This window comes from Halobacterium sp. KA-6 (genome assembly GCF_021029015.1).
GTDB lineage: Archaea > Halobacteriota > Halobacteria > Halobacteriales > Halobacteriaceae > Halobacterium.
Genome location: NZ_JAJJZH010000004.1, coordinates 10,435 through 31,968, shown reverse-complemented (window position 1 = coordinate 31,968; position 21,534 = coordinate 10,435). Strand labels below are relative to the sequence as shown.

At 57.4% G+C, this 21,534-nt stretch carries 19 protein-coding genes and 2 pseudogenes; 13 read left to right on the top strand and 8 right to left on the bottom strand.

What is annotated here, in order from left to right; genetic code table 11:
* From LPA46_RS09935 to thiD, 3 genes are all read left to right on the top strand, one after another.
* Positions 1-561 (top strand): hypothetical protein, encoded by a 561-nt coding sequence (locus tag LPA46_RS09935; protein ID WP_230892393.1) that lies wholly within the window; start codon positions 1-3, stop codon positions 559-561.
* A gap of 234 nt (positions 562-795) precedes the next feature.
* Positions 796-1,485 (top strand): thiaminase II, encoded by a 690-nt coding sequence (tenA, locus tag LPA46_RS09930; RefSeq protein ID WP_230892392.1) that lies wholly within the window; start codon positions 796-798, stop codon positions 1,483-1,485.
* Between the two features lie 87 nt (positions 1,486-1,572).
* On the top strand, positions 1,573-2,916 hold the full coding sequence (gene thiD / locus LPA46_RS09925; RefSeq protein WP_230892391.1) for a bifunctional hydroxymethylpyrimidine kinase/phosphomethylpyrimidine kinase: 1,344 nt from the start codon (positions 1,573-1,575) through the stop codon (positions 2,914-2,916).
* Positions 2,917-2,940: 24 nt separating this feature from the next.
* Here the strand turns inward: thiD and LPA46_RS09920 are convergent.
* From LPA46_RS09920 to LPA46_RS09910, 3 genes and pseudogenes are all read right to left on the bottom strand, one after another.
* A pseudogene (locus LPA46_RS09920) lies at positions 2,941-3,187 on the bottom strand (RNA-guided endonuclease TnpB family protein); the annotation flags it as partial.
* 1,029 nt (positions 3,188-4,216) lie between these two features.
* Positions 4,217-4,990 (bottom strand): IclR family transcriptional regulator, encoded by a 774-nt coding sequence (locus tag LPA46_RS09915; protein ID WP_230892390.1) that lies wholly within the window; start codon positions 4,988-4,990, stop codon positions 4,217-4,219.
* Between the two features lie 94 nt (positions 4,991-5,084).
* Positions 5,085-6,128 (bottom strand): mannonate dehydratase, encoded by a 1,044-nt coding sequence (locus LPA46_RS09910; RefSeq protein WP_230892389.1) that lies wholly within the window; start codon positions 6,126-6,128, stop codon positions 5,085-5,087.
* 170 nt (positions 6,129-6,298) lie between these two features.
* Between LPA46_RS09910 and dctP the strand changes: the two genes are divergently transcribed.
* The 4 genes from dctP to LPA46_RS09890 all read left to right on the top strand — a co-directional run bounded on the left by dctP (position 6,299) and on the right by LPA46_RS09890 (position 10,151).
* Positions 6,299-7,342, top strand: coding sequence for a TRAP transporter substrate-binding protein DctP (dctP, locus tag LPA46_RS09905; protein ID WP_230892388.1), 1,044 nt, complete (start codon positions 6,299-6,301; stop codon positions 7,340-7,342).
* A gap of 25 nt (positions 7,343-7,367) precedes the next feature.
* Positions 7,368-7,919 (top strand): TRAP transporter small permease, encoded by a 552-nt coding sequence (locus LPA46_RS09900; protein WP_230892387.1) that lies wholly within the window; start codon positions 7,368-7,370, stop codon positions 7,917-7,919.
* A gap of 54 nt (positions 7,920-7,973) precedes the next feature.
* The gene (locus LPA46_RS09895) at positions 7,974-9,272 is read left to right on the top strand and encodes a TRAP transporter large permease (protein ID WP_230892386.1); all 1,299 of its coding nucleotides are present in this window, start codon (positions 7,974-7,976) and stop codon (positions 9,270-9,272) included.
* A 108-nt stretch (positions 9,273-9,380) separates the two neighbouring features.
* Complete coding sequence (locus LPA46_RS09890; RefSeq protein ID WP_230892385.1) at positions 9,381-10,151, top strand: SDR family NAD(P)-dependent oxidoreductase; 771 nt, start codon at positions 9,381-9,383, stop codon at positions 10,149-10,151.
* 1 nt (position 10,152) lies between these two features.
* Here the strand turns inward: LPA46_RS09890 and LPA46_RS09885 are convergent, their stop codons facing one another.
* The gene (locus LPA46_RS09885) at positions 10,153-11,187 is read right to left on the bottom strand and encodes an NAD(P)-dependent alcohol dehydrogenase (protein ID WP_230892384.1); all 1,035 of its coding nucleotides are present in this window, start codon (positions 11,185-11,187) and stop codon (positions 10,153-10,155) included.
* A gap of 83 nt (positions 11,188-11,270) precedes the next feature.
* Between LPA46_RS09885 and LPA46_RS09880 the strand changes: the two genes are divergently transcribed.
* The 4 genes and pseudogenes from LPA46_RS09880 to LPA46_RS09870 all read left to right on the top strand — a co-directional run bounded on the left by LPA46_RS09880 (position 11,271) and on the right by LPA46_RS09870 (position 15,030).
* Positions 11,271-11,714, top strand: coding sequence for a universal stress protein (locus LPA46_RS09880; protein WP_230892383.1), 444 nt, complete (start codon positions 11,271-11,273; stop codon positions 11,712-11,714).
* 495 nt (positions 11,715-12,209) lie between these two features.
* Positions 12,210-12,791, top strand: a complete 582-nt coding sequence (locus LPA46_RS09875; RefSeq protein WP_230892382.1) for an IS6 family transposase — start codon at positions 12,210-12,212, stop codon at positions 12,789-12,791.
* A 249-nt stretch (positions 12,792-13,040) separates the two neighbouring features.
* Positions 13,041-13,439, top strand: a pseudogene (locus LPA46_RS19120) (DUF7342 family protein); the annotation flags it as partial.
* A 565-nt stretch (positions 13,440-14,004) separates the two neighbouring features.
* Positions 14,005-15,030, top strand: a complete 1,026-nt coding sequence (locus LPA46_RS09870) for an outer membrane protein assembly factor BamB family protein (RefSeq protein ID WP_230892381.1) — start codon at positions 14,005-14,007, stop codon at positions 15,028-15,030.
* 909 nt (positions 15,031-15,939) lie between these two features.
* On the opposite strand, the gene LPA46_RS09865 is transcribed toward LPA46_RS09870, so the two are convergent.
* Positions 15,940-17,085 (bottom strand): acyl-CoA dehydrogenase family protein, encoded by a 1,146-nt coding sequence (locus tag LPA46_RS09865; protein WP_230892380.1) that lies wholly within the window; start codon positions 17,083-17,085, stop codon positions 15,940-15,942.
* Positions 17,086-17,298: 213 nt separating this feature from the next.
* On the opposite strand from LPA46_RS09865, the gene LPA46_RS09860 reads away from it, so the two are divergent.
* Both LPA46_RS09860 and LPA46_RS09855 read left to right on the top strand, forming a co-directional pair.
* Positions 17,299-18,192, top strand: coding sequence for a CoA transferase subunit A (locus tag LPA46_RS09860; protein ID WP_230892379.1), 894 nt, complete (start codon positions 17,299-17,301; stop codon positions 18,190-18,192).
* Complete coding sequence (locus tag LPA46_RS09855; protein WP_230892378.1) at positions 18,193-18,945, top strand: CoA-transferase subunit beta; 753 nt, start codon at positions 18,193-18,195, stop codon at positions 18,943-18,945.
* Here the strand turns inward: LPA46_RS09855 and LPA46_RS09850 are convergent.
* The 3 genes from LPA46_RS09850 to LPA46_RS09840 are packed head-to-tail and all read right to left on the bottom strand — an operon-like array spanning position 18,942 to position 21,480.
* A complete protein-coding gene (locus LPA46_RS09850) occupies positions 18,942-19,364 on the bottom strand; it encodes a Zn-ribbon domain-containing OB-fold protein (protein WP_197425414.1) in 423 nt (140 codons plus the stop codon). The two genes, LPA46_RS09855 and LPA46_RS09850, sit on opposite strands and share 4 nt — an antisense overlap.
* Entirely contained in the window at positions 19,364-20,314 is a 951-nt protein-coding gene (locus LPA46_RS09845; protein WP_230892377.1) for a hypothetical protein, read from the bottom strand. Before LPA46_RS09845 ends, LPA46_RS09850 begins: the two co-directional genes overlap by 1 nt.
* A complete protein-coding gene (locus LPA46_RS09840; protein ID WP_230892376.1) occupies positions 20,311-21,480 on the bottom strand; it encodes a thiolase domain-containing protein in 1,170 nt (389 codons plus the stop codon). Before LPA46_RS09840 ends, LPA46_RS09845 begins: the two co-directional genes overlap by 4 nt.
* Positions 21,481-21,534 lie beyond the last annotated feature (54 nt).

Genomic DNA, 21,534 nt, shown 5'->3' with positions numbered 1-21,534 from the left:
ATGACCGACCTCCCACTCCCGCCGACGGGGACGGCGCTTGTGACCGGCCCCTCAAACGCTGGGAAGACGCGGCTGACCGCCCGCGCGCTCGACGCCTGGGTGGCCGAGCACGGCGCCGACGGGGTCGTCGTCCTCGACTTCGCCCCCGAACTAGAGCGGGACGGCACGCTGCTCGGCGGTCGGCTCACCCGGTTCACCGACGTGCCGGCGGAGGCCTGGCGCGGCGTATTGGAGGCCCACGTGCCCCGGGCTGGCGGCGAAACGAACGCGGAGTCGCTGTCGCTCGCGGCGGCCAATGCGCGACGCGCTCGGCGCATCGTGTCTGCAGCACCCGCGTCGCCGCGGGCCGTCTTCGTCAACGACGCCACCATTCCGTTTCAAGCCGATGGCCCCGACGGGTTCGATCCCGGAGTACTGACCGGCTACTGCGACCGGGCGGACGCGGCGGTGTGCAACGCCTTCGAGAGCGACGAACTCGGCGTCGACGATCCCGTCTCCCGGAACGAGCGAGCCGCACTCGAGGCGCTGCGGGCGTGGGCTGACCGGATCGTGGAGCTGTGACTGCGGCCTACGCCACGGCCGCCGCTGCGAGCCAGGTTGCCAGCTCCGCGGCCGCGGCCACCGACCGGGATTAGGGGAATCATCGCGGGCTCGCTCCTCATGGGCTGCACCGATAAGGCCGCAGTCCTTGTACTCTTGGACGAGTCCAACCAGCTCGGCCAGCACAACCCCATGGAAATTAGTCGGTTGTATACAGCAGTTATAAATTCGCGGAGTTTCACCGTGGGGACGGACATGGGGTTTAGTGACCAACTCCTCGACAGCGGCACCGAGCTGTGGGCGTTACAGATGGACCACCCGTTCGTCCGCGAGCTCGCCGCAGGCACGCTCGACGAGGCGGCGTTCCGCACCTGGCTTGAACAGGATTACCACTACCTGCTTGACTACGCGCGGACGTTCGCCACCCTTGGGACGAAGGCAACCGACGAATCCACGATGGCGCACTGTTTCGGCGTGGCGAACAGCATCGTGGACGACGAGATGGATCTGCACCGATCGTTCGCGGCGGACTACGGCCTCACGGGCGAGGACCTGGAAGCGGTGCGTAAGGCGCCGACCTGCGAAGCCTACACCAGCTACCTCCTGCGGACAGCCCGGGGGCGTCCGCTCCCCGTCGGCGCAGCGGCCGTCTACCCCTGCGGCCAAGGGTATCTAGACGTGGCCGAGCACATGGCCGAAATCGCTGACGGCGAGCACCGCTACACGCCGTTCATCGAGAAGTACACGAGCGAGGAGTTCCGCGAGTCGGTGGCCTGGATGCGGGATCTGGTCGACCGTTGCGCCGAAGAGCACCCGTCGCTGCGCGGGGAGATGGAGAGTGCCTTCCGCCGGAGCGCCGAGCTGGAGCACGCCTTCTGGGAGATGGCCTACGCCAAGGAGGACTGGCCCCACGAGCGTGCGACGGTCGCGGTGGAGGGGGTCTGAGTGCGCGATGCCGACCGTCCCCCGCGGGCACCGTCCGTCGATCGGGCCGAAAGCAACGGGGAAGGACAAGCAGTGGTTCAGCCCCCCGTGGCGCTGACCGTCGCTGGCTCGGACAGCGGCGGCGGCGCCGGCGTCCAGGCCGACCTAAAGACCATGGAGGCGCTGGGCGTCTTCGGCACCAGCGCGCTCACCAGCGTTACCGCCCAGAACACACAGGGCGTCGACGCTATTGAGGACGTCTCGACCGACGTGGTCGCGGCACAAATCGGCTCCGTCGCCGGGGACTTCGACGTCGGCGCCGCGAAGACTGGGATGCTCAGCTCCGCGGCCATCATCGAAACCGTCGCCGATAGGCTGGCGGGATACGACTTCCCGCTCGTGGTCGACCCCGTGATGGTCGCGCAGAGCGGCGACCGGCTGCTTGCCGAGGACGCCGAGCGCACGCTCCGGGAGGAGTTGCTCCCGAAGGCGACACTCGTGACACCGAACCTCGCAGAGGCGGAGATGCTGACGGGAACTGACGTAACGGACGAAGCCGAGATGCGTTCGGTCGCCAAGCGAATCGCAGAGCGCGGACCCGAGGCCGTCCTCGTCACCGGCGGCCACCTACGGGGCGACAAACTGGTCGACGTGCTGTACGCTGCCGGCGAGACCAAAACGTTCCGGAAGCGCCGTGTCGACACCCCGAACACCCACGGCAGCGGCTGTACCCTTTCCGCGGCCGTCGCGGCAGGGCTCGCTGGCGGCGCGGACCTGCAGACCGCTGTCGAGCGCGCGGAGGCGCTGCTTGACCGGGCGGTCCGCTACGGCCTCGACGTCGGCGAGGGCGCCGGACCCGTCCACCACATGGCGGGGCTACGCAACGACGCGGCGCGCGCCGACGCGCTGGGCGAGGTCCGCGAGGTACTGCGGGCTCTGCGGGACCGCGACGCCGGAGTACTCGTCCCCGAAGTGGGGCTGAACGTCGCCGTTACGACGCCGTACGCCGTCGACACTGGCGAAGTGGCGGCGGTCGAAGGCCGCGTCCACCGCACGGCCGACGGTCTCGTCCCGGCGGGGCCGCCCTGGCTTGGCGCGTCGAGCCACGTCGCCCGCCTCCTGCTGGCCGCACGGCACTATGATCCGTCGATTGCGGCCGCGGCGAACGTCCGGCTGGACGATGCGGTGGCTGGAGTGGTCGACGAGCGACTGGACGCTGTCGCGGTGGACCGCACGGCCGAGCCGGACGCCGACCCTACTGAGGAGCGCGAGGGCGGGACGATGGCCTGGACCGTCGAGCGGGCGATGGCCGATCGTGAAACGGTTCCCGACGCAATTTATGACCGCGGCGCCGTCGGGAAGGAAGCTATGTGTCGGTTGTTTGCCGAGTCACCGGTGGAACTGCAGGAGCGCCTGCTCCGGGTCAACGACGGACTCGGTGACGAAAACTGAGAACTGCGAGTGAACTACCCCACCCTACTCGCTCACCGCTGACGCGGTTCGCTCCTTGAGGTTGGGGCTTCCTGTTTCGACGACACACTTTGCAGACACAACGGTGCCACAGGGAGCGCAGTCTCCACAGGCGTCGATTCGAAGTGAACCACTACCTTATATCTTCGAGACCACGAGAAAAGATGTTCCACGCTGCATTCGCGTCTCTATCCGCTTCAAACCCATACGAGGTGCAGGCGTGTTCCCGCACCCAGATCGGTTTCCTAGTCGTGGATCACTTTCCCGAACATCTCAAAATAAAGCAGACAATATTCTAAACTGAAATTTGGAATAAACATCCAAATAAACTAATAATATGGAGGGCTCAATCCGCATTTTCCATTAGGATCTTAGAGCGGCATCTGACTGTTATAGTAGTTCATCAATCAATCAAGATGCTGTCGTGGTTTGTCCGACTCCCCCCGTATGAATTATAGACTTGGTTAATCATATTTGAGCGTGTGACACTACTTTTTGATCAGGGTTTGGTCAGTGTAGTCGGAACAATCGATCAATCCTAACCGGTGAAGAGTAGGACGATAGTCGAATCATTTAGTGAAAACGGAGCCTTGGTGACGCCGTGCTTTCCTTGGAAGTGATGCAGAACGCAGTCACAGAATCAGTGTCGTATCTCCCAAATAACGCGACATAAGTTATCAACTTTGAACCAGTATTATTGCAATATAAGAGCAAAACTATCCGCCGTTGATTTTGATGGTGACTCGTTAAAAATGATTCTTGACGTCATCGTAGTCGTTGGATTGCATTTACTATCAACTATACGATGTTCCTAATTCTGAATTACTGTAGAGGAAGTAGAACATCCAACTTCGATAAATTGCTGTTGTCTTTTCGAGTGAACAACTGGTCTGATGGAAGCGAACAGCGAAGCATTTGATGGAGGCCACCATCCACCACTTAACCAGTCAGTGCAGATAACCAGCCAAAGATTGCCGTTTCTATCGATTCTGACCGGGATGTGGCGCGACAGCGCTACGCGTGTTTCTGTGTCCGTTTCTTCGAACCCCTTGCTGTTGTATGTGATCCAATAATCTTGGACCACCTCTTGGAGTTCACTTGAACGGTAGCTTGGAGACAGAGTCGGTAGTTCGTGCTCATTATAGCCGATCTTGACGCTCTGACCGAATTGTTCGTTCAAACAGCCATGACTAACCGGCGGAATGGTATTACAAACATAGGGGCGTAATTCTAGTCGTTGTCGTTAGGAAGTATGTTACAGTAAGAAGGCCTCAAAGTACAACTATTCGTAGTTATACCGGATCTCGACGATATTTGATGTACTCTGGAGAGCCGGAACTAGCTCGTCTTCGATTCTTTGGTCGGAAAACCTCTCTTTCGGGCCGGACAGGGAGATCGCGCCGATAACTGTTGAGTCCATCATGATCGGAACAGCAACCGAACGGATGCCGACACGTCGTTCCTCGTTCTCAATCGCGTATCCACGCTCCCGTGCCTCCTCGAGTGCCGCAAACAACTCTTCACGAGTCGAGAGCGTGTTTTCTGTCGCTGTCGGGAGACCCCGTGACTCGACGATTTCCTCGACCTCATCTACCGGCAGTTCGGCGAGTATCGCCTTTCCCAGGGCTGTCCAGTGCATATGTGTGTGTTCGCCGATCGGCGCGTTATCATAGACTGCATCACTGCCTTCGGACTGGTCGAGAATAACTCGCTGTCCACTCTCCTCGACGCCGAGATTAGCCACTTCGCCCGTCTCTTCGGCAAGGTCATCGAGTTCGTCTTGTGCGGTTGCATAGACGGCTCTGTGCTGGCGGGTGGCAATCCCTTTCTCGAGGAAGCGGAGACTGAGGTCGTATCCACTCTCGTTGTGGACGACATAGCCTGCGGTCTGAAGCGTACGAAGATGGACGTGGACCGTACTCTCGGCCATATCGAGGCGCTCCGCTAGTCCGGGAAGCTGCATCGGCCCATTGTCATCCAAGGCGTCGATAATTTGGAACGCCCGGCGTACTGATTCGACCTGCTTTCCCCCGTCCCCATTCGCAGTTCGTTTCATACCATACTCTTACCGCGCTACTGGATAAATTCTACCATCGTTGGACTGGCGCGCTCACCAGACACATTAATCGAGCCTGCACGAACGATTCGTTTCAGCAGAAGTCGATGCCACGGGACTTGACCATCCCCTTCAGATATCCAACGGTGTACGCCCGGCCCCGATGCTTCCAGTTACCGTCACCCTCCATCTTCGGCACGTGGTCCGGGATCATAAGCCCGTCAAACCCAACCTCGTCGAGGAGAGTAAGCAGTTCATACTCGTCGTAGTTCCCCTCATCTAGGAACACCTCCGTGAATGAAGGCGTTTTCCCGTCCACGTCGCGAAAGTGGATATAGACGATTTTGTCGCGTTCGCCGAAGTATTTGATGACCGTCTGCAGGTCTTCGTGCATCTCCGACCACGTTCCCATGCAGAATTCGAGCCCGTGGTTCTCACTCGGAACAATCTCCATCGCCCGCTTGAAGTTCTCGAAGTTCCGGAAGAGGAAGGGGACGCCGCCAATCTCCTCGACAGGTGGGTCGTTCGGGTGGAGCGCGAGCGTGACCCCAGCTTCCTCTGCGACGGGCACGACCTCTTCGAGGAAATACTCATAGTTCTCCCAGAGTTCTTCCTCGCTGTATTCTCGGTCTAAGGAGAGCGGAACATCCCCGAGCTCGTCGGCGTCGAATGCAGTCGTAATCGCACCACCGCGTGTTCGCCGATTGGTGGAGGTCCGCCAAACACCACTAGGCGACCAGTGATAGCCGAGAATTGGGATGCCAGCTCGTCCCAGGTTGCGGATCGTGTCTTTGACGTTTTGTAGTTGCTCGTCACGACCCTCTTTGCCTAGCATTACCTTGTCGTAAAAGGAGATCGGGAGGTTCTCGATGGCGTTGAGCCGAAGCCCGGCGTCGTTGACGCGGGTGCGGAGGTGGAGCAGTTCCTTATACGACCACTTCTCTTCGCCGGTCAGGGGTTTCTCAGAGTCGGCAAGTAGCGGTGTGTCGTACATGTTGAGGAGAATGTCGTTCACCCCGAGTTGCTTGATGAACTGGAGCCGCTCCTCAGTTGGTGCCATGAACTGCCCGACCCCCACGCGCATCGGAAGTTCATCGATCGATCTTTCGCTCAAAGCAGTAGCTTCGTCTCGCTGCATGTAACTCAGGATTATACGCACTCCTCTTAACAATTCCTATGATTGGCCCATCTGCCTGATAACGTCACTTTCAGCCGATGTTGCGAGACATCTCTTGTTAATATCACGAATAGAATAGTAAGTATATAGACAGATAGATATAAGTATCCCTATTGTACATGATGGAACGCATGCCAGACCTAAACAGGCGTAGTTTCATCGAACAGCTCGGTGTCCTCGGCGGAACCGGCGCCGCAGTCGGGCTCGCAGGTTGCACATCGAACTCGAGCGACAGTCAGCCATCGGATAGTGGGAACAGCACGAACTCTGGCAGCCAGAGTGTCTCCCTACTTATTGGGAGCGTCTACCCCAGCGGCCACGCGATCAACGAGATGGCGAAGGACTGGGCATCGACCGTCGCTGAGGAGACCGATGACCGCATTGACATCACGATTGAAGCAGGGTTCGGGGGCGAGAAGGAAGTCATGGAACAAACCCGAATCGGCGCGATTCAGGGAACGCTCATCGGTACACGGTGGGTCATCGACTACGACCCGAAGAACTTCTGGGTCGAATCCCCATTCGTCTTCGAAAACTGGGAACAACAGCGACGAGCGTTCGAATCGGAGTACCTCGAAGACGGCCGCGAGCGCCTCCGTGAAGAGGGGAACCAGGCGCTCATCGGCCCGCCGGTCTATCGGGGCTACCGACACACCTCGGGTAATCAATCCTTCAAGGATCCCTCGGCCATTCAGAATGTGAACCTCCGTGTCCCCGGCCTCGACCCGTGGGTCAATATTTGGGACGGTATCGGCGCCAGCCCAACTACGGTCGCATTCGATGAACTCTACAGCGGGCTCCAGCAGGGCGTGGTCGACGCCCAAGAGAATCCCGCTGAGACCATGCTGTCCGCTTCGCTCTACGAGGTACAGGATTACTACACGTTGACAAAGCACTTGGCCTCCACGGGCTGGTGTACAATCAACACCAACACGCTCTCGAATATGTCCGAAGAGGACCGGAATGTGGTGACCAGCACGCTTGAGACGAAGATCAACAACCTGAGCGAGAATATCGCCGCTTCCGAGGAGGAAGCGATTCAGTCACTCAAGGACAACGGCATGAACGTCGTCGAAGCGGACCGCGACGCATGGCTCACCGCCGCGAAAGAGCCACTCCAGCAGCAGTTCGAAGCGGATTGGGAACCCACGCTTGAGGAAGTCCGAAACATTTGAGGGGAAATCACACACAGTGTCTCGTATGGAAACCAAATTAGCCGGTCTCTCAGTAGGGTCCCTGTTTAACCGTACTGTGACGGCCGTCGCCCTGGGAATTTACGCGCTCATGATTCTGACTGTCGGGTTACAAATCAGTGCCCGCTGGATCCTTGAGCCGCTTTTCGACATGAGTCTTCCCTGGACGGTCAACCTTGCACAGTACCTGCTCGTCTGGATGACCTTCGTCGGTGCCGCGGTTGCCAGCAGGAAGCGCGAGCACATCTCACTCGACCTGCTTGTCTCGCGACTCTCCGACCGCACACTCCGTATCCTCGCGAGCATTCGAACACTCGCAATCCTCGGCTTCATCGCCGTTCTCATCAAAGGTGCATACCCACTTTACGTGGCAAATCGCACGACATCAATCGGAACACTGCCAAACACCGCCCCGTTCACCGGAGGCTGGCTCTACATCGCCGCCCTCACGGGCGGATGCCTCATCATCGTGTACGGCCTGCGCGATTTCGCACAACTCCTCTTCACACCGGAGACGATTCTAAATGACCTCCAGCGAGAGACAAACGATGATAACTAACATGATCCACACAGCTGAAATTCGCGAACAGATGCTAGTCGGAGGGTGGTCGTAATGGCTGATGTCGTTCTCTTCGCCCTCTTCATCGGCATCCTGCTCGCCCTCTACCTCATCGAGGTGCCCGTCGTCTACGCCCTCGGACTCACAAGCCTCATCCTGATGTTCACCACGAGCATCCCGTTTGAGCCACTCCTCGTCGCACAGACAATCGTGTACGGGAGTAACTCGTTCGTGTTGCTCGCAATTCCGCTGTTCCTCCAGACCGGCCTGTTGATGAACTCGATGGGACTGACCGACGAGATCTTTGACTTTGCTGGCGAGCTCGTTGGCCCGGTTCGGGGCGGACTCGCGCACGTGAACGTCGTAGCGAGCATTATCTTCTCAGGAATGACCGGGACTGCAGCAGCTGACGCCGCTGGTCTCGGCGCCATCGAGTACCGAGCGATGCGAGAGGAAGGCTACAGGGATGGATTCAGCATCGCAGTCACCGGTTCGTCCTCGATTATTGGCCCGATCATTCCGCCAAGCGTCCCACTCATCATGTATGGCGTCCTCGCGCAGGTATCAATTGGTACGCTGTTCATCGCTGGCATCGTCCCTGGTCTTCTGATGGGGATCGGTCTGATGGCGCTCTGTACATACTACGCACACAAACATGGTTACGAGAGAGGTGACTGGTGGTCGATTCGACGGATTGGCGTGACGTTCCTGAAAGCAGCGCCCGCCCTCGGCACCCCTGCGGTCGTCATCGGCGGAATTCTTGGAGGGTATTTCACAGCGACTGAAGCTGGCGCCGTCGCGCTCTTCTACACGCTGTTGATCGGCCCCATTTTCTACGAGGGGTTCTCAGTAGACGAACTCGTCACAAGCTTCGACGAGGGCATGACGCGGACTGCGTCACTCACCTTCATCGTCGCCTCCGCCGCACTTTACGGCTTCCTTGTTCGACGTGCTCAGCTTCCAGAGATCCTCGCCACCTCAATCACCTCGTTCTCGACCGACCCCCTCATCGTTTTGCTCCTCATCACTGGCGTACTATTCGTCGTCGGGCTGATGATGGAGACTATCGCTGCGATCACCATTCTAACACCGGTTTTCCTCCCCGTCATCGGACAAATCGGCATCAGCCCGATTCACTTCGGTATCGTGATGATCATTACGCTGATGATCGGATTGCTCACGCCCCCGTTTGGCGTCATTCTCTTCGTCCTTAACGCTGTAACTGGCGTGTCCCTCGAGCGTATTACGAAGAATATGATTCCGTTCTATATTCCGCTCGTAATCGCACTCCTTCTAATCATTCTCTTCCCGAACGTCGCTCTCTGGCTACCGCGTTCGATGGGCATGCTCTAAGGGGGAGCGCCCACACCGATTTCCCGTCGTTCCAAGCACTCATTCAGTAGTTTGGAGTGGACTAGCACCAACCGTAATCATAAGGTACGACGAGCGTGACGCTCCGGTGTGACTAGTAAATCAGCAGCCAAGGTGACTGTCGAAGGCAAGAACGCAGTTGTCATCGGTGGGACGAGCGGTATTGGACGCGCGATTGCCCATGACTTCGCAAAGGACGGTGCGGACGTCGTGGCCAGCAGCCGCGATCCGGAATCAGTTGCGGAGACGGCAGCGGAACTACGTGAACTCGGCGCGACGACGACTGAGGTGACCTGTGACGTCACAGAGTCAGAGTCGATCGAGGATCTCTACGAGGCCACGGAGGAGACTCTTGGAGGAGTAGATATCCTTGTGAACTCCGCAGGCGCTGTGGCACAGGCGAGTGTTACGGAAATGTCCGAAACGGACTGGGCACGTGATATCGATGTCTGTCTTACCGGCGTCTTTCGGGCGTGCCAGGTGTTCGGCCGCGAGATGGATACGGGGAGCATCGTGAACATCTCCTCGATGTCCGCCGACCAATCTCGGGAGGAACGTCCGTCCTACTGTGCGGCCAAAAGTGGTGTGAATGGCCTGACGCGTGCTGCTTCGGCCGACCTCGCACCCGACGTCCGTGTCAACGCTATTGCACCCGGATTCGTGAAAACGGAGATGGCTGGACCAAAGCTCGAAGAAGGATCGGCGTTTCGCGAGACGGTTGACGCGCGCACCCCGATGGGGCGTGTCGCGACGCCGGACGAAATCAGCGGTGCCGCCATCTATCTTGGGAGTGATGCGGCCTCGTTCACAACCGGCGAAATCATCACGATTGACGGCGGTTACGACGACAGTTCTCAGTAGGCTACTCGTCGTTGATACGGACGACACCCTTCACGTGCTCGGGTTCCGTTGCCTGCTCGAAGACCTCCTGTGTCCGTTCGAGGGATTCCTCAAAGCTCACGATGCTGTCAACGTCGTAGCGGCCGGCTTTGAGGCCGGCAATTGCGTCCGGATAGGTATTCTTGAACCGGAACGACCCACGTACGTCGTACTCCCCGTCGATGGTCTCTGCCACCGTGAGCGGGACTTCTGTCTCAGGAGGGATTCCCACAAACGTCACGATGCCGCCGCGTTTGATGGCGTCGACGACCGTCTCCACCGCGGGGCCAGCGCCAGAACTCTCAATGGCGACATCGACGCCGCGCGGATCGACCTCCGACTTGATGACCTCTAGGGTGTCCTCCTCGGAGACGTTGACAGTGATGTCAACTCCCGCCGTCTCGGCCTCCATGAGCTTGTCCTCAACGAGATCTGTCATTACAATCTGGTCCGCGCCGAAGTCGCGAGCGACTTCAGCGACGAGTCGTCCGATTGGGCCGGCGCCCGTAATCAGGACGGAGTCGTTCTCCTCAACGCCGGCACGCCGACACGCGTGTATTGCGACACTCAGAGGCTCACAGAGCGCGCCTTCTCGTAACGAGACGGACTCGGGGAGCGGGTAGACGTGCTTGGCGGGCCACGCAAGTCGCTCGACAAGCGCTCCGTCCGTCGGCGGCGAGGAGAGATACTCCATCGATTCACAGAGGTGGTAGTTTCCTTCCTCGCAGTACCGACAGGACTCACAGGGCTTGCCAGGGTCGATCGCCACGCGGTCACCCACCGACACATTAGTGACGCCAGTGCCGGTTTCGACGACTGTTCCCGCGGCCTCGTGACCGAGGACGTGGGGGAAGTCGACAACGTTGTCGCCGTTCTGGCCGTGCTGGTAGTAATGGAGATCGGATCCACAGATGCCGACGCGATTGACTTCAATAAGGACGTCGTCAGCGTTGACATCTGGTTCCTCTCGCTGCTTGACGGACAGCTCCTGCACGTCGGAGAGAACGCTGGTCTTCATCGTCGTATGGGTACGACACGCATCCCGTAAACTCTTCGGGTCTCGTCGCCGTTCTTATACTGCTTCGGGTTACATGAGTGTGTATGGAGCGAATACTGGTCGTCCTGACGAGCGATGAGCCAGATCCCGTCCTGTTAGACGCGGCCAAACAGTACGTTATAGGAACGGACACCGAAGTTATCCTCTATCGTATTCACGACCGGGATGACTTCGAAGCTGACGTTCAACAGAAAGCACGCTCGGGACGCACGTCCGAGACGATCACCGAGATTGAGTCTGCAGCTGAGGAGACGGCAAAAGCAATCGGCGCAGATGCCTTCAATGACGACATTACCTTCACTGCAGTAGGAGAACTCGGGATGATCCCTGAGGATATCCTTGAAGTGGCAAGCGAACGGGACGTCGGCCACATATTCGTTAGCGGGCGGCGTCGCTCTCCGGCTAGTAAACTGGTAATGGGTGACGTCGCGCAGAAAATCATTCTCAACTTCTCCGGGCCAGTCACGGTCACGACCCGTTCGGAATGAAGATTCACCTTTAGCCACGGTACTGTCTGGGTGAGTTAGATTGAGAAAGGAGCTGCGGGTCAAAGAATTGGATATGTCCGCAGTCCGAATCAGCGAGAGCTGTATGGGTTTGAAGAGGATTGGGAGAATGTGCGGACGGGGTAAGCCGTCAGAGCGCCCGCCGTCTGTCCAGCCCAATCGGCGGCTCACTTTGAGTTGGTGGATGCAGAATACTATCTTCAATTTACCACCCACCATATACATCACCTATTTAATAGTATTGGCTGGTTGAGACACAGTCGAAGCAGGCTGCCGTTGATAAAACTGAAATCAAGATCAACGGTTATCAGTATTGCTTAAATACTACATTATTCCTTGGCACAAGTTGAATTTTGATGGTTGGACACCCGGCACTGTTCAGATTAGGATTGAAGGACGAGGCGGCAGAATTTCTTGGTGCCTATGCCAGAAATCAGCCGCCTCAGCGGTGATAATGACTGGATTGAGTGAGCGTTTGTGGAGCGTGAGGAGACACCGCGCGAGCTGATGAAACTCGGTATCGATCTCCATGCGGCCGATCTATCACTTTCATATACCATCTCAATTCTCGATAAGTTTGGTGTCAATCGCGCTCGATCAACCGTCCATAATTGGGTGCAGAAAGCCGGCTTACAGCCGACTGATGGGAAGAACTCGGATCACGTTGCGATCGACGAAACCGTGTTCAAACTCAACGATCAGCGCTACTGGCTGTCTGCTGCTGTCGATCCAGCAACCAATCTATACCCCCATACCAGACTGTTTACGACACGAACACAAGCTCTTACTGAGATGTTTCTCCGTGAACCCCGCGAAAAACATCACGTCGAGGAGGCAACATTCTTGGTCGATGGAGTGCCGTGGCTGCAGCCTGCGCTTCATCGCCACGGCCTCCGCTTCCGACATGAAACACATGGGGAGCGGAACGCTGCAGAACGTGTCTGCAAAAAATTAAAACGAAGAACCAACCAGTTTGGTAATCATTTTCGGCGCACTCAGCCAGCAACCGTCGAAACATGGCTCCAAACCACCGCCTTCATCCAAAATCACTCAATCTGAACAGTGCCGAATCGAACACTTCCAGAATTCGTAGGTGGAGGAGCCAGTTGATTGACCGCAATTGTCTTGAGCAATATTGACATTACTATAACCGACAAGACCAAATCAAGATTTCGATGGAACGTCGCCAATCGAGATGGTACAGAACAGGATAGTACTATATTACCTATGATTTCAGGATCTTATCGGTTAGGTAGAATCTGATCGCGTGGGTGAGAAGACAGATCAAACACGTTATCCCACACACTTCTCGCCAATGAGGGGTTCGTCGAGACGTCACCCGGCGAGCACGGTGGCACGCTGTATCCACGCTCACCGGAATCACTCGTCGTCGAACAGGCTGCCGACATCCTTGACCAAGTCTCGACCGACGAACTTGTCACACGAATCCAAGAAATGTGCGAACAGCTCACCGAGTATCGTTCCGAATTCGGTGTCGACTCAACCGAAGAATTGGCGGTCAACCAGACGAATCAGACTCTCACCGAGTCCGGGTCCCCACAGGACGAGATCGATCCAGAAACAATACGGGAGTAGAAGACGCTCCGCCGGAACCTCGCGTTCGCGAACGGCGCCCTCTCAATCGACAACGCCGAGCAGTTCGTCGACACCGACCGTCGCTCAACCGACGGCAGCGTCTTTGCCTGAGCGCTGCTGGCATCTACTTAGCGGACATTCCACACCGTATCAGACTGGAACGAACTGGACGTGGATACTATTCCAAGCTCTTCGACGAATTCGTGTTCGCTACGTTCAGCACATAGTCTGTACTTTCGATTTTCTAGGAATATCTGAGTATACTCTCGAACCACCTAGAATGGGATGGCAGGTGATGCTTTGCACGCATCGGTATCCTTGTGCACTGGATTGAGACGGACTGTAATGGGACGTACGAGCCCTGCACAGGGGACTCGTTCGCGTGGTTGGTGAGACACAAGATACTTTCCGTGATTGGTTGAACGGATATCATAATGGCCCCCGGTAACCAGTCCTCCACGCAGTCTTCGTTGTCGCAGTCCCCTTCGTCCCAGGGTAAATCAAACTCGGAGCGTGTGTCGCGGCGCGCGGTCCTCGCGCTCAGTGGGACGGCGGCGACAAGCACTCTCGCTGGTTGTAACGTTTGAACAACGACTCGAATGAGAAGCCGTTCCACGACGGTGACTGGCGCTCGTATGGCAATGGGCCGGCGAATGCGAATCGCGTCGCAAGTGGGATGCCAGAGCCAGCGGCGCATGACGTGCTGGCGTCGAGTGATTGGCCGTATGCGCCGCCGGTCGTCCACGAGGATGTGGTGTATTTCGCGGCTGGCCGCGAGGTTGTCGCGGTCAATGGGAATGAACAGTGGTCGCGGCGGCTTGACACCGAAGTCTGTGGCGCACCAGCCCTTGACCCATCCCGGGAGCGGCTCTACGTGCCGACGCGGGTCGTCCAAACGAGCAACGGGCCAGACCCGGCACCGGCGTTTGTAACTGTGCTCTCGCTCTCCGATGGCGAGATCAAGCATACGTTTCGCGTTGGCGACAGACGAACCTACGGCGTCAGTCTCGCAGAAGGCGATATCTACGCGCGGAATGCGACCGCCTGTGTCAAGCTCGCACCAGACGGCACCGAGCAGTGGCGACAACCGCTAAACCCGCTCATCTACGACGAGTATAACCTCGGTGATTCCACCGCGACACAAATCACCCCCGCTGTGACTGAAGACGGCGTATATGTCCCTGACCGGAACGCGGTTGTGAAACTCGACCCCGGAACCGGTGACGAACGCTGGCGCGTCACCGTCGATACGGCCTACGCTGCGTCAGTCATTGATGACGCTGGTGTCATCCAGACCGGCCATCAGGAGACCGTTGCGGTCAATCATGCCGGTGAAGTCCGCTGGCGGCGTGACCTACACAGTCGTGGTGCTGCCGCCGTCGCCGCAAACGGAGACATCTACGTCATCGCCGGCGACCTGCATGAACTCGACGCAGCGACTGGCGAGACGAACTGGCAAGCGCATCTCCCAAGCGAGGGCACCGCCGCCCCGGTCGTGACTGAGAAATCCGTCCTCGCTGTATCCGGAGACGTGCGTGCGTTCCGCCGGGACACAGGCGGGATTCTTGCTCCCGACCGGAAGCGATGGGAGTTCGCGGCAGTCCACGCAGCCGCGTATTCATCTCCTGTCATCGCGGCCGGTCAGGTGTTCGTCGTCGGCCCCATGGGACTGATCGCCCTCGCATCCGAAAAAAGCGAGTAGGGTAGGTGCTTTGAGGCGGTGGTTCGTGCGGATACTACTATCCGACAGCTGACATCCTTCCCGCCCTGAAGGGCGAGATTTTAGCCTCGCACAGGCCATAATCCCTATCTTGTTTCGAGGAGAGAACCCCGTCATACACAAATACCCCGAATTCGGCAGACAGCGTCAAGAGAACCTCATCGAGAGCGTGAATTGTCGTGTGGGTTTCCCGGCCACTGCTGGTTGGTCGTTGGCGGTTTGCTTAGCAGGGATCTGTGTTGTGGCGACTCTTGGAGGTTTTCTCACGTTTTGGGTGGATACGAACCATATGCAACCGAGTTGTTATCGTGGGCGAATGGGGGGACGGATCTCCGGGAGATTATTCAACAGCAGCTCTATCAAATCCAAATATAGTATTGTAATCATAGAACTTTGCGGAAATTCATTCAGGAAAAGCTGTCTATGACCTGGCGTAGATTGCTGACCGACAGCTCGTTAGTGGCGTTGAACTAACTTCGGATAAGTTGACAAAATCATCCGAATCGGCTAGTTTACTTCTGCATATCTCCATTAAATACTCTCGAATAATCTGTATTATTTGTATTCTCTAGCGATCCGTATCGGCTAATTGTATTTCTATGGGTCCAGAGATATGGTGTTATAGAAACTATGATAGTGGCTTCTCACGCTTAGGTATATCCAGACAGTTCTGCAGCGGTTCAACTCTGATTCCACATAGTTCGTCATGAGAACTGACTTCCAATAAAGTATAATTTAGAAGGTGGAACTAAAAATCTACCCAAATAGTGACAATACAAATCAGCGGTCTCGAGGCGGATCCGCCGGCCCCACAGACCCCTCTCGACAGTCAGTCAGAGAGGGTGACACACGTCAGCCGAAGAGAAACCGACATCCAAACAAGCGCCCCCATTACAGCACTTGGTCGGAAATGATGTTCCGCTGAATCTCACTCGTTCCTTCGTAGATCTTCGTGATGCGGGCGTCGCGGTAGTATCGTTCAACTGGGTAATCGGAGACATACCCAGCCCCGCCGAAGACCTGAATCGCGTCATCGGCCACATCAACAGCATTCTCTGAGGCGAAAAGTTTCGCCATCGACGCAAACCTCGTAGCGAGTTGGTCATTTTCCGCTTCGATCTGGCTCGCAGCGCGATAGGTAAGCGAACGCGCTGCTTCAGTGTTTGCCGCCATATCTGCAATTTTGTGCGAGACGGCTTGGTACTCCTTGATCACTTTGCCACCCTGTTCACGTTCGTTCGCGTAGTCGACAGCGGCGTCAATCGCAGCTTGTGCAACACCAACAGCCTGTGCTGCGACGTTCGAACGCCCAGACGCGAAGAAATCCATAAGCTGGTAGAACCCCTCATTGAGTTCACCGATAATGTTCTCCTCGGGAACCCGGACGTCGTCCAACTTGATCTCTGCGAGGTCAGAAGCCCGGATCCCGAGCTTGTTCGTGATCTTCGTCGGTTCGAACCCATCGGTGTCAGTCGGCACAAGAAACGCCGTGATCCCGCGATGGGGGTTCTCCGGGTTGGAACGGGTTTTAGTCATTACGACAGCAACGTCGGCGACTGAGCCGTTCGTAATCCACATCTTATCGCCGTTAAGGACGTACTCATCGCCGTCCTTCTCGGCGCGCGTTTCAATCCCCGCGACGTTTGAACCATGTGCGGGCTCTGAGATACAACTACAGCACGCGGATTCGCCATTCGCAATACGGGGAAGCCACTTCTCTTTCATCCATTCGTCACCATACTCCTTGATCATATCCGAACCAAATCCACGAGAACCGACGGCCGAGCCGATACCCGGATCGGCACGCCAGAGCTCTTCAGTGACAATAATCGAGGAAAGCGAGTCCATACCGGGACCGCCATATTCTATCGGGATGCTCGGAGCGAGTAGGTCGAGTTCCGCAGCCTTCTCGATGATCTCTTTCGGATAGGATCCTTCCTCGTCGTGTTCTCGAGCGACGGGTTCAATCTCGTTTTCGCCGAATTCTCGGACCGCCTTACGGATTGCACGATGCTCGTCTGAGAGGCGAAATCCCATACTATCAAATTCTGTCACCGGTGCTTATTATTTTCGGCATGCGACTCGCTTCGCGGATTAACCCGAGGCTTTCGCGTGAATTACCTCGAGGTCACGCTCCGAGGCATTCCTGCTCCGCCCGTGGAAAGTTAAGCTCGGACAAGAGAATTTAAGCCCTTTCCATCAGTGTACTGAGCAACATGGGGAAGTATACCAATGAGTAAAGTCACAAGTATGAAACAGGCCATCTCAACGGCCATTAGCGACGGTGATAGGGTCTATCTAGCAGGATTCACGCACCTAATCCCGTTCGCTGCCGGCCACGAGATAATCCGTCAAGAATACACGGACCTCGAGGTCGTGCGCGCAACACCAGATCTCATTTACGACCAGATGATCGCTGCAGGATGCGTCGGGAAAGTCACGTTTTCGTGGGCTGGTAATCCAGGTGTTGGAAGCCTTCGAGCGTTCCGTCGTGCCATCGAGGACGGCGTTCCGAATCCGATTGAACTAGAGGAGTATACGCACTTCGGGTTGGTAATGCGGCTATACGCCGGCGCAGTTGGACTTCCCTTTGTCCCGCTCAAAACGTTCTCAGGATCGGACTTACCCGCGGAAAATGACAATATCCGTTCCGTTCAATCGCCCTTTGGCGACGAGGAAGTGTACGCTGTCCCGCCGCTGAACCCCGACGTAGCTGTTGTTCGTGGGCAGAGAGCCGACGAGAACGGCAACGTGCACCTCTGGGGTATTTCTGGTGAACACAAAGAGGCAGCGCTGGCGTCGGACACGGTTATCCTGAGTGTCGAAGAAATTGTTGACGAGTCAGTCATCCGCTCGGATCCCAATCGGACTCTCGTAACAGCCGACGACATAGACTACATCGTTGAGGAACCCTATGGCTCACATCCCTCCTATGCCCAGGGATACTACGACCGCGACAACGATGCGTACCTGAACTGGGATGAAGTGTCTCAGACCCATGAGAGTACCCAGGAATGGCTCGACGAGTGGGTTTACAGCGTAGCGGACCGCGATGAGTACATCCGTAAACTGTCCAGCGACCGGTTGCTCGACTTGCAAACTGGAAATGCCTACTCAGAGCCGATCAACATGGGTGAGAACTGAATGAGCTATTCCGACACGGAACTAATGGTTGTGAAAGCGGCACAGGAGCTTCGAGACGGGGACTCGGTGCTCGTTGGCATCGGGATTCCCAACTTGGCAGCGAATCTGGCGAAGCGAACACACGCGCCGGACCTCCGGATGATCTACGAGTCAGGGACCATCGACTCCGACCCTTCAAGCCTCCCACTCTCTATCGGGGATCCTGTGCTGGCTTCGGGTGCGGCATCGATCGAGTCCCTGCACGGCGGCTTCAATTACTACCTGCAAGCAGGCCGAATTGACGCTGGATTCCTTGGTGGTGCACAGGTCGACAAGCACGGAAACATCAACTCCACTGTCATCGGCGATTATGACGACCCGGACGTTCGCCTTCCCGGGAGCGGCGGGGCCTGCGAAATCGCGAGCAACGTCGAACGAACCATCATCACCACATCCCACCAGCGCCAGCGCTTCCCGGAGGAAGTCGACTTTGTCACAAGCCCTGGCTTTATCGACGGCGAGGGAGGCCGCGAGAAGCATGGTCTTCAAGGGGGAGGCCCCGCGGCCGTCATTACGGATATGGCTGTGATGGGCTTCCAAAACGAGGAGATGGTTGTTGAGTCGATTCATCCCGGCGTCGATCGCGAGGATGTGCAGGAGGCGACTGGCTGGGATATCAAATTTGCGGGCGATGTTGATGAAACGGAACCGCCAACTGAAGACGAACTCCGACTGATCCGCGAGGAGTTGGACCCCGACGGGGTCTACCTCTAGTCGTTTTTCGGTCGGAATTTCGCACCGTAGCGGACAACACCTTCCTGCTCGTAGATGCGTCGAACCGTCGCCTCCACGCGGTCGCCGCGACCGAATTCATGCGGGTCACAGTCGGTAAGCATCCCAGGGACGCGCGCGCCCTCATCGAGTTCGATGAGGACCGCCCCGATGGCATCCTCGGTGTTGATAAGCTCCGAGAATTCTGGCGGTTCTCCTCCTTCGATAACCGTGTGAGCAACGATCTCTCCGGTTCCCTCCGGTTCGACCGGTTCCAGGGCGCTGCCAGGGGCAGCACAGTTGATGCAGGCACCTTCCGGCGGGAACTTTGTCGCACCGCATTCTCCGCATTCGCCAATCGTCAACCGGTAGCGGCTGTCGAGATTCTGCCACCACGTCGGGACGCTGATATAAGCTCCCATCACTCATCACCTCCGTCAGGAAGAATATGCCCACGTTTCCGAAGGTACTCCGCGTAGGAAATATCAGTCGCCGCCCGATCAATCTCAACTGGCAGCGATCCCTCGATTGTGACGGCGTCAGCCCCGGCGCCGTCGCCGAAACCGATGACAGTCACGGGACTCTCGTTGTTCTCCCACGCTGAGATCAGGCCGAACAGCGGACTCGCCGCGCCGGTATCACCGAGCTCATCGGCATACTGGTAGACAGTCGCGCCGTCAGCGACGCTCGCTGCACGACTAGGGATAGACCCATCGGGTGCTGTTGGCGCGATTGCTGCCGGTGACTCCGCAAGTTTCTCGACTGCGCCGCCGATCACCGTCGTGTACGCATCGCGCTCGTAAGCGGTAGCATCGTACTTTTCAGTCGTTTCGGAGCCGCGTCGTCGGAACCGCGTACCGGGGTACTCGCTTGTGTATGTCGCTGTATCGACTACTTGCGCGCCGTCGTCACCGACGAGTAGTGCTACGGCTCCTGCACCTGCTGCGTGGTCAACAGCGTCGTCAGGCTCGCCCAGCGGGCAGTCGGCGGCAACGACGAGACCAGGTGTGTCCGCGCGGAGCGCGGCGACCAGTGCGCGCGTTCCGGCCCGCGTAGACTGACTATGGACCACTACTTCGGTTGAGCTGTCCAGTCCAAGAATCTCAGCGACTTGGACCCCGATATCACCTTCCTCTACTGGTGGCGTGGTCGTGCCAAGCGCTAATGTTTCGATGTCCTCGCGTCCGTGAGCCGACGCAGCGAGCGCGTCTTTTGCCGCTTCGACAGCCATGGTGACTGCGTCCTCGTCGCCTGCGGCCACACGTTTCTCATGCACACCGCGAGCATGGAAGCCGTTCCATGCTTCGGCGATGGTATCGGCAGTGATCCGGTATCGCGGAACGTACGTCCCAGCGCTTTCGATGGCACTCATGCCCATCCCTCCTCGTAGATATGAACAGCGACAGCGCCACCAGACCCTCCGACGTTATGCGAGAGACCTCGTTCAAGGCCGTCAACCTGCCGGTCACCGGCTTCACCCCGTAGCTGCTTGAACACCTCGGCGCACTGTCCGGTCCCAGTCGCACCGATCGGATGACCCTTGGATTTCAACCCGCCTGATAGGTTAACCGGCCGTTCACCGTCCGGTTCAGTCGCTCCAGATGCAATGTACGGGCCAGCCTCTCCCTTCTCACAGAAACCCAAGTCTTCGTAGGCCATCAGTTCAGCGATGGAGAAGCAGTCATGAACCTCCGCGAAATCAATATCTTCAGGACCGACACCTGCTTCCTCGTAGGCCTGCTCTGCTGCATCCTCTGTAGCTGGAATCCCAGTGATGGTCGGACGTTGGAACAGACCGACGGTCCCGCTGGCCTGTCCACTTCCAGTAAGTCGGACCGGAGAATCAGTTAGTTCCTCTGCCACTTCACGGGACGCTAGTATGGCAACACTCGCACCGTCTGACGTCGGACAACAATCGTAGAGATTCAGCGGATCAGCTATCGTCGTTGCTTCCATCGCGTCCTCTAGCGAGCAATCGAATCCAAGGTGTGCGTGGGGATTCTTTGCGCCATTTCCGTGGTTTTTCGCGGCGACCCGAGAGAGGTGTTCACGAGTTGTCCCATACTCATCCATGTGTGCCGACGCCATTTGTGCATATACCCCAGCGAACGTCGTGCCGGCCATTCGCTCCCACTCTGTCTCTCCGGAAACACCGAGCCAGTAGCGAGTTTGTTCGCTACTCATGTCAGTCATGATTTCAACCCCGCCTGCGACTGCGATGTCGGAAACTCCGGCTCGGATAGATGTGAGAGCCTGACGGAGTGCGACGCCGCTCGCTGCACAAGCATTTTCGACACGGGTGCAGGGCGTCCCATCAAGTCCAACATACTCAGTGACAGCTGGGCCAGAAAGGCCGAGTTGACGACCCCCGACGCCAAGTGTCCCGATAAAGGCCTCATCTACTTCGGTGCGGTCGAAATCGCCATCAACGCTTTCGACAGCACTTTCGAACGCTGAGCTGAACAGCGACCGATAAGATTCGTTGGGGAAGGTGCCGAATTTTGATTGGGCAGCCCCGACTACGTACACGTCTCGCATGCCAGAATGGATGCGGTCATTAGGTAAATAATTTATCGTCGTGAACTACCCCAC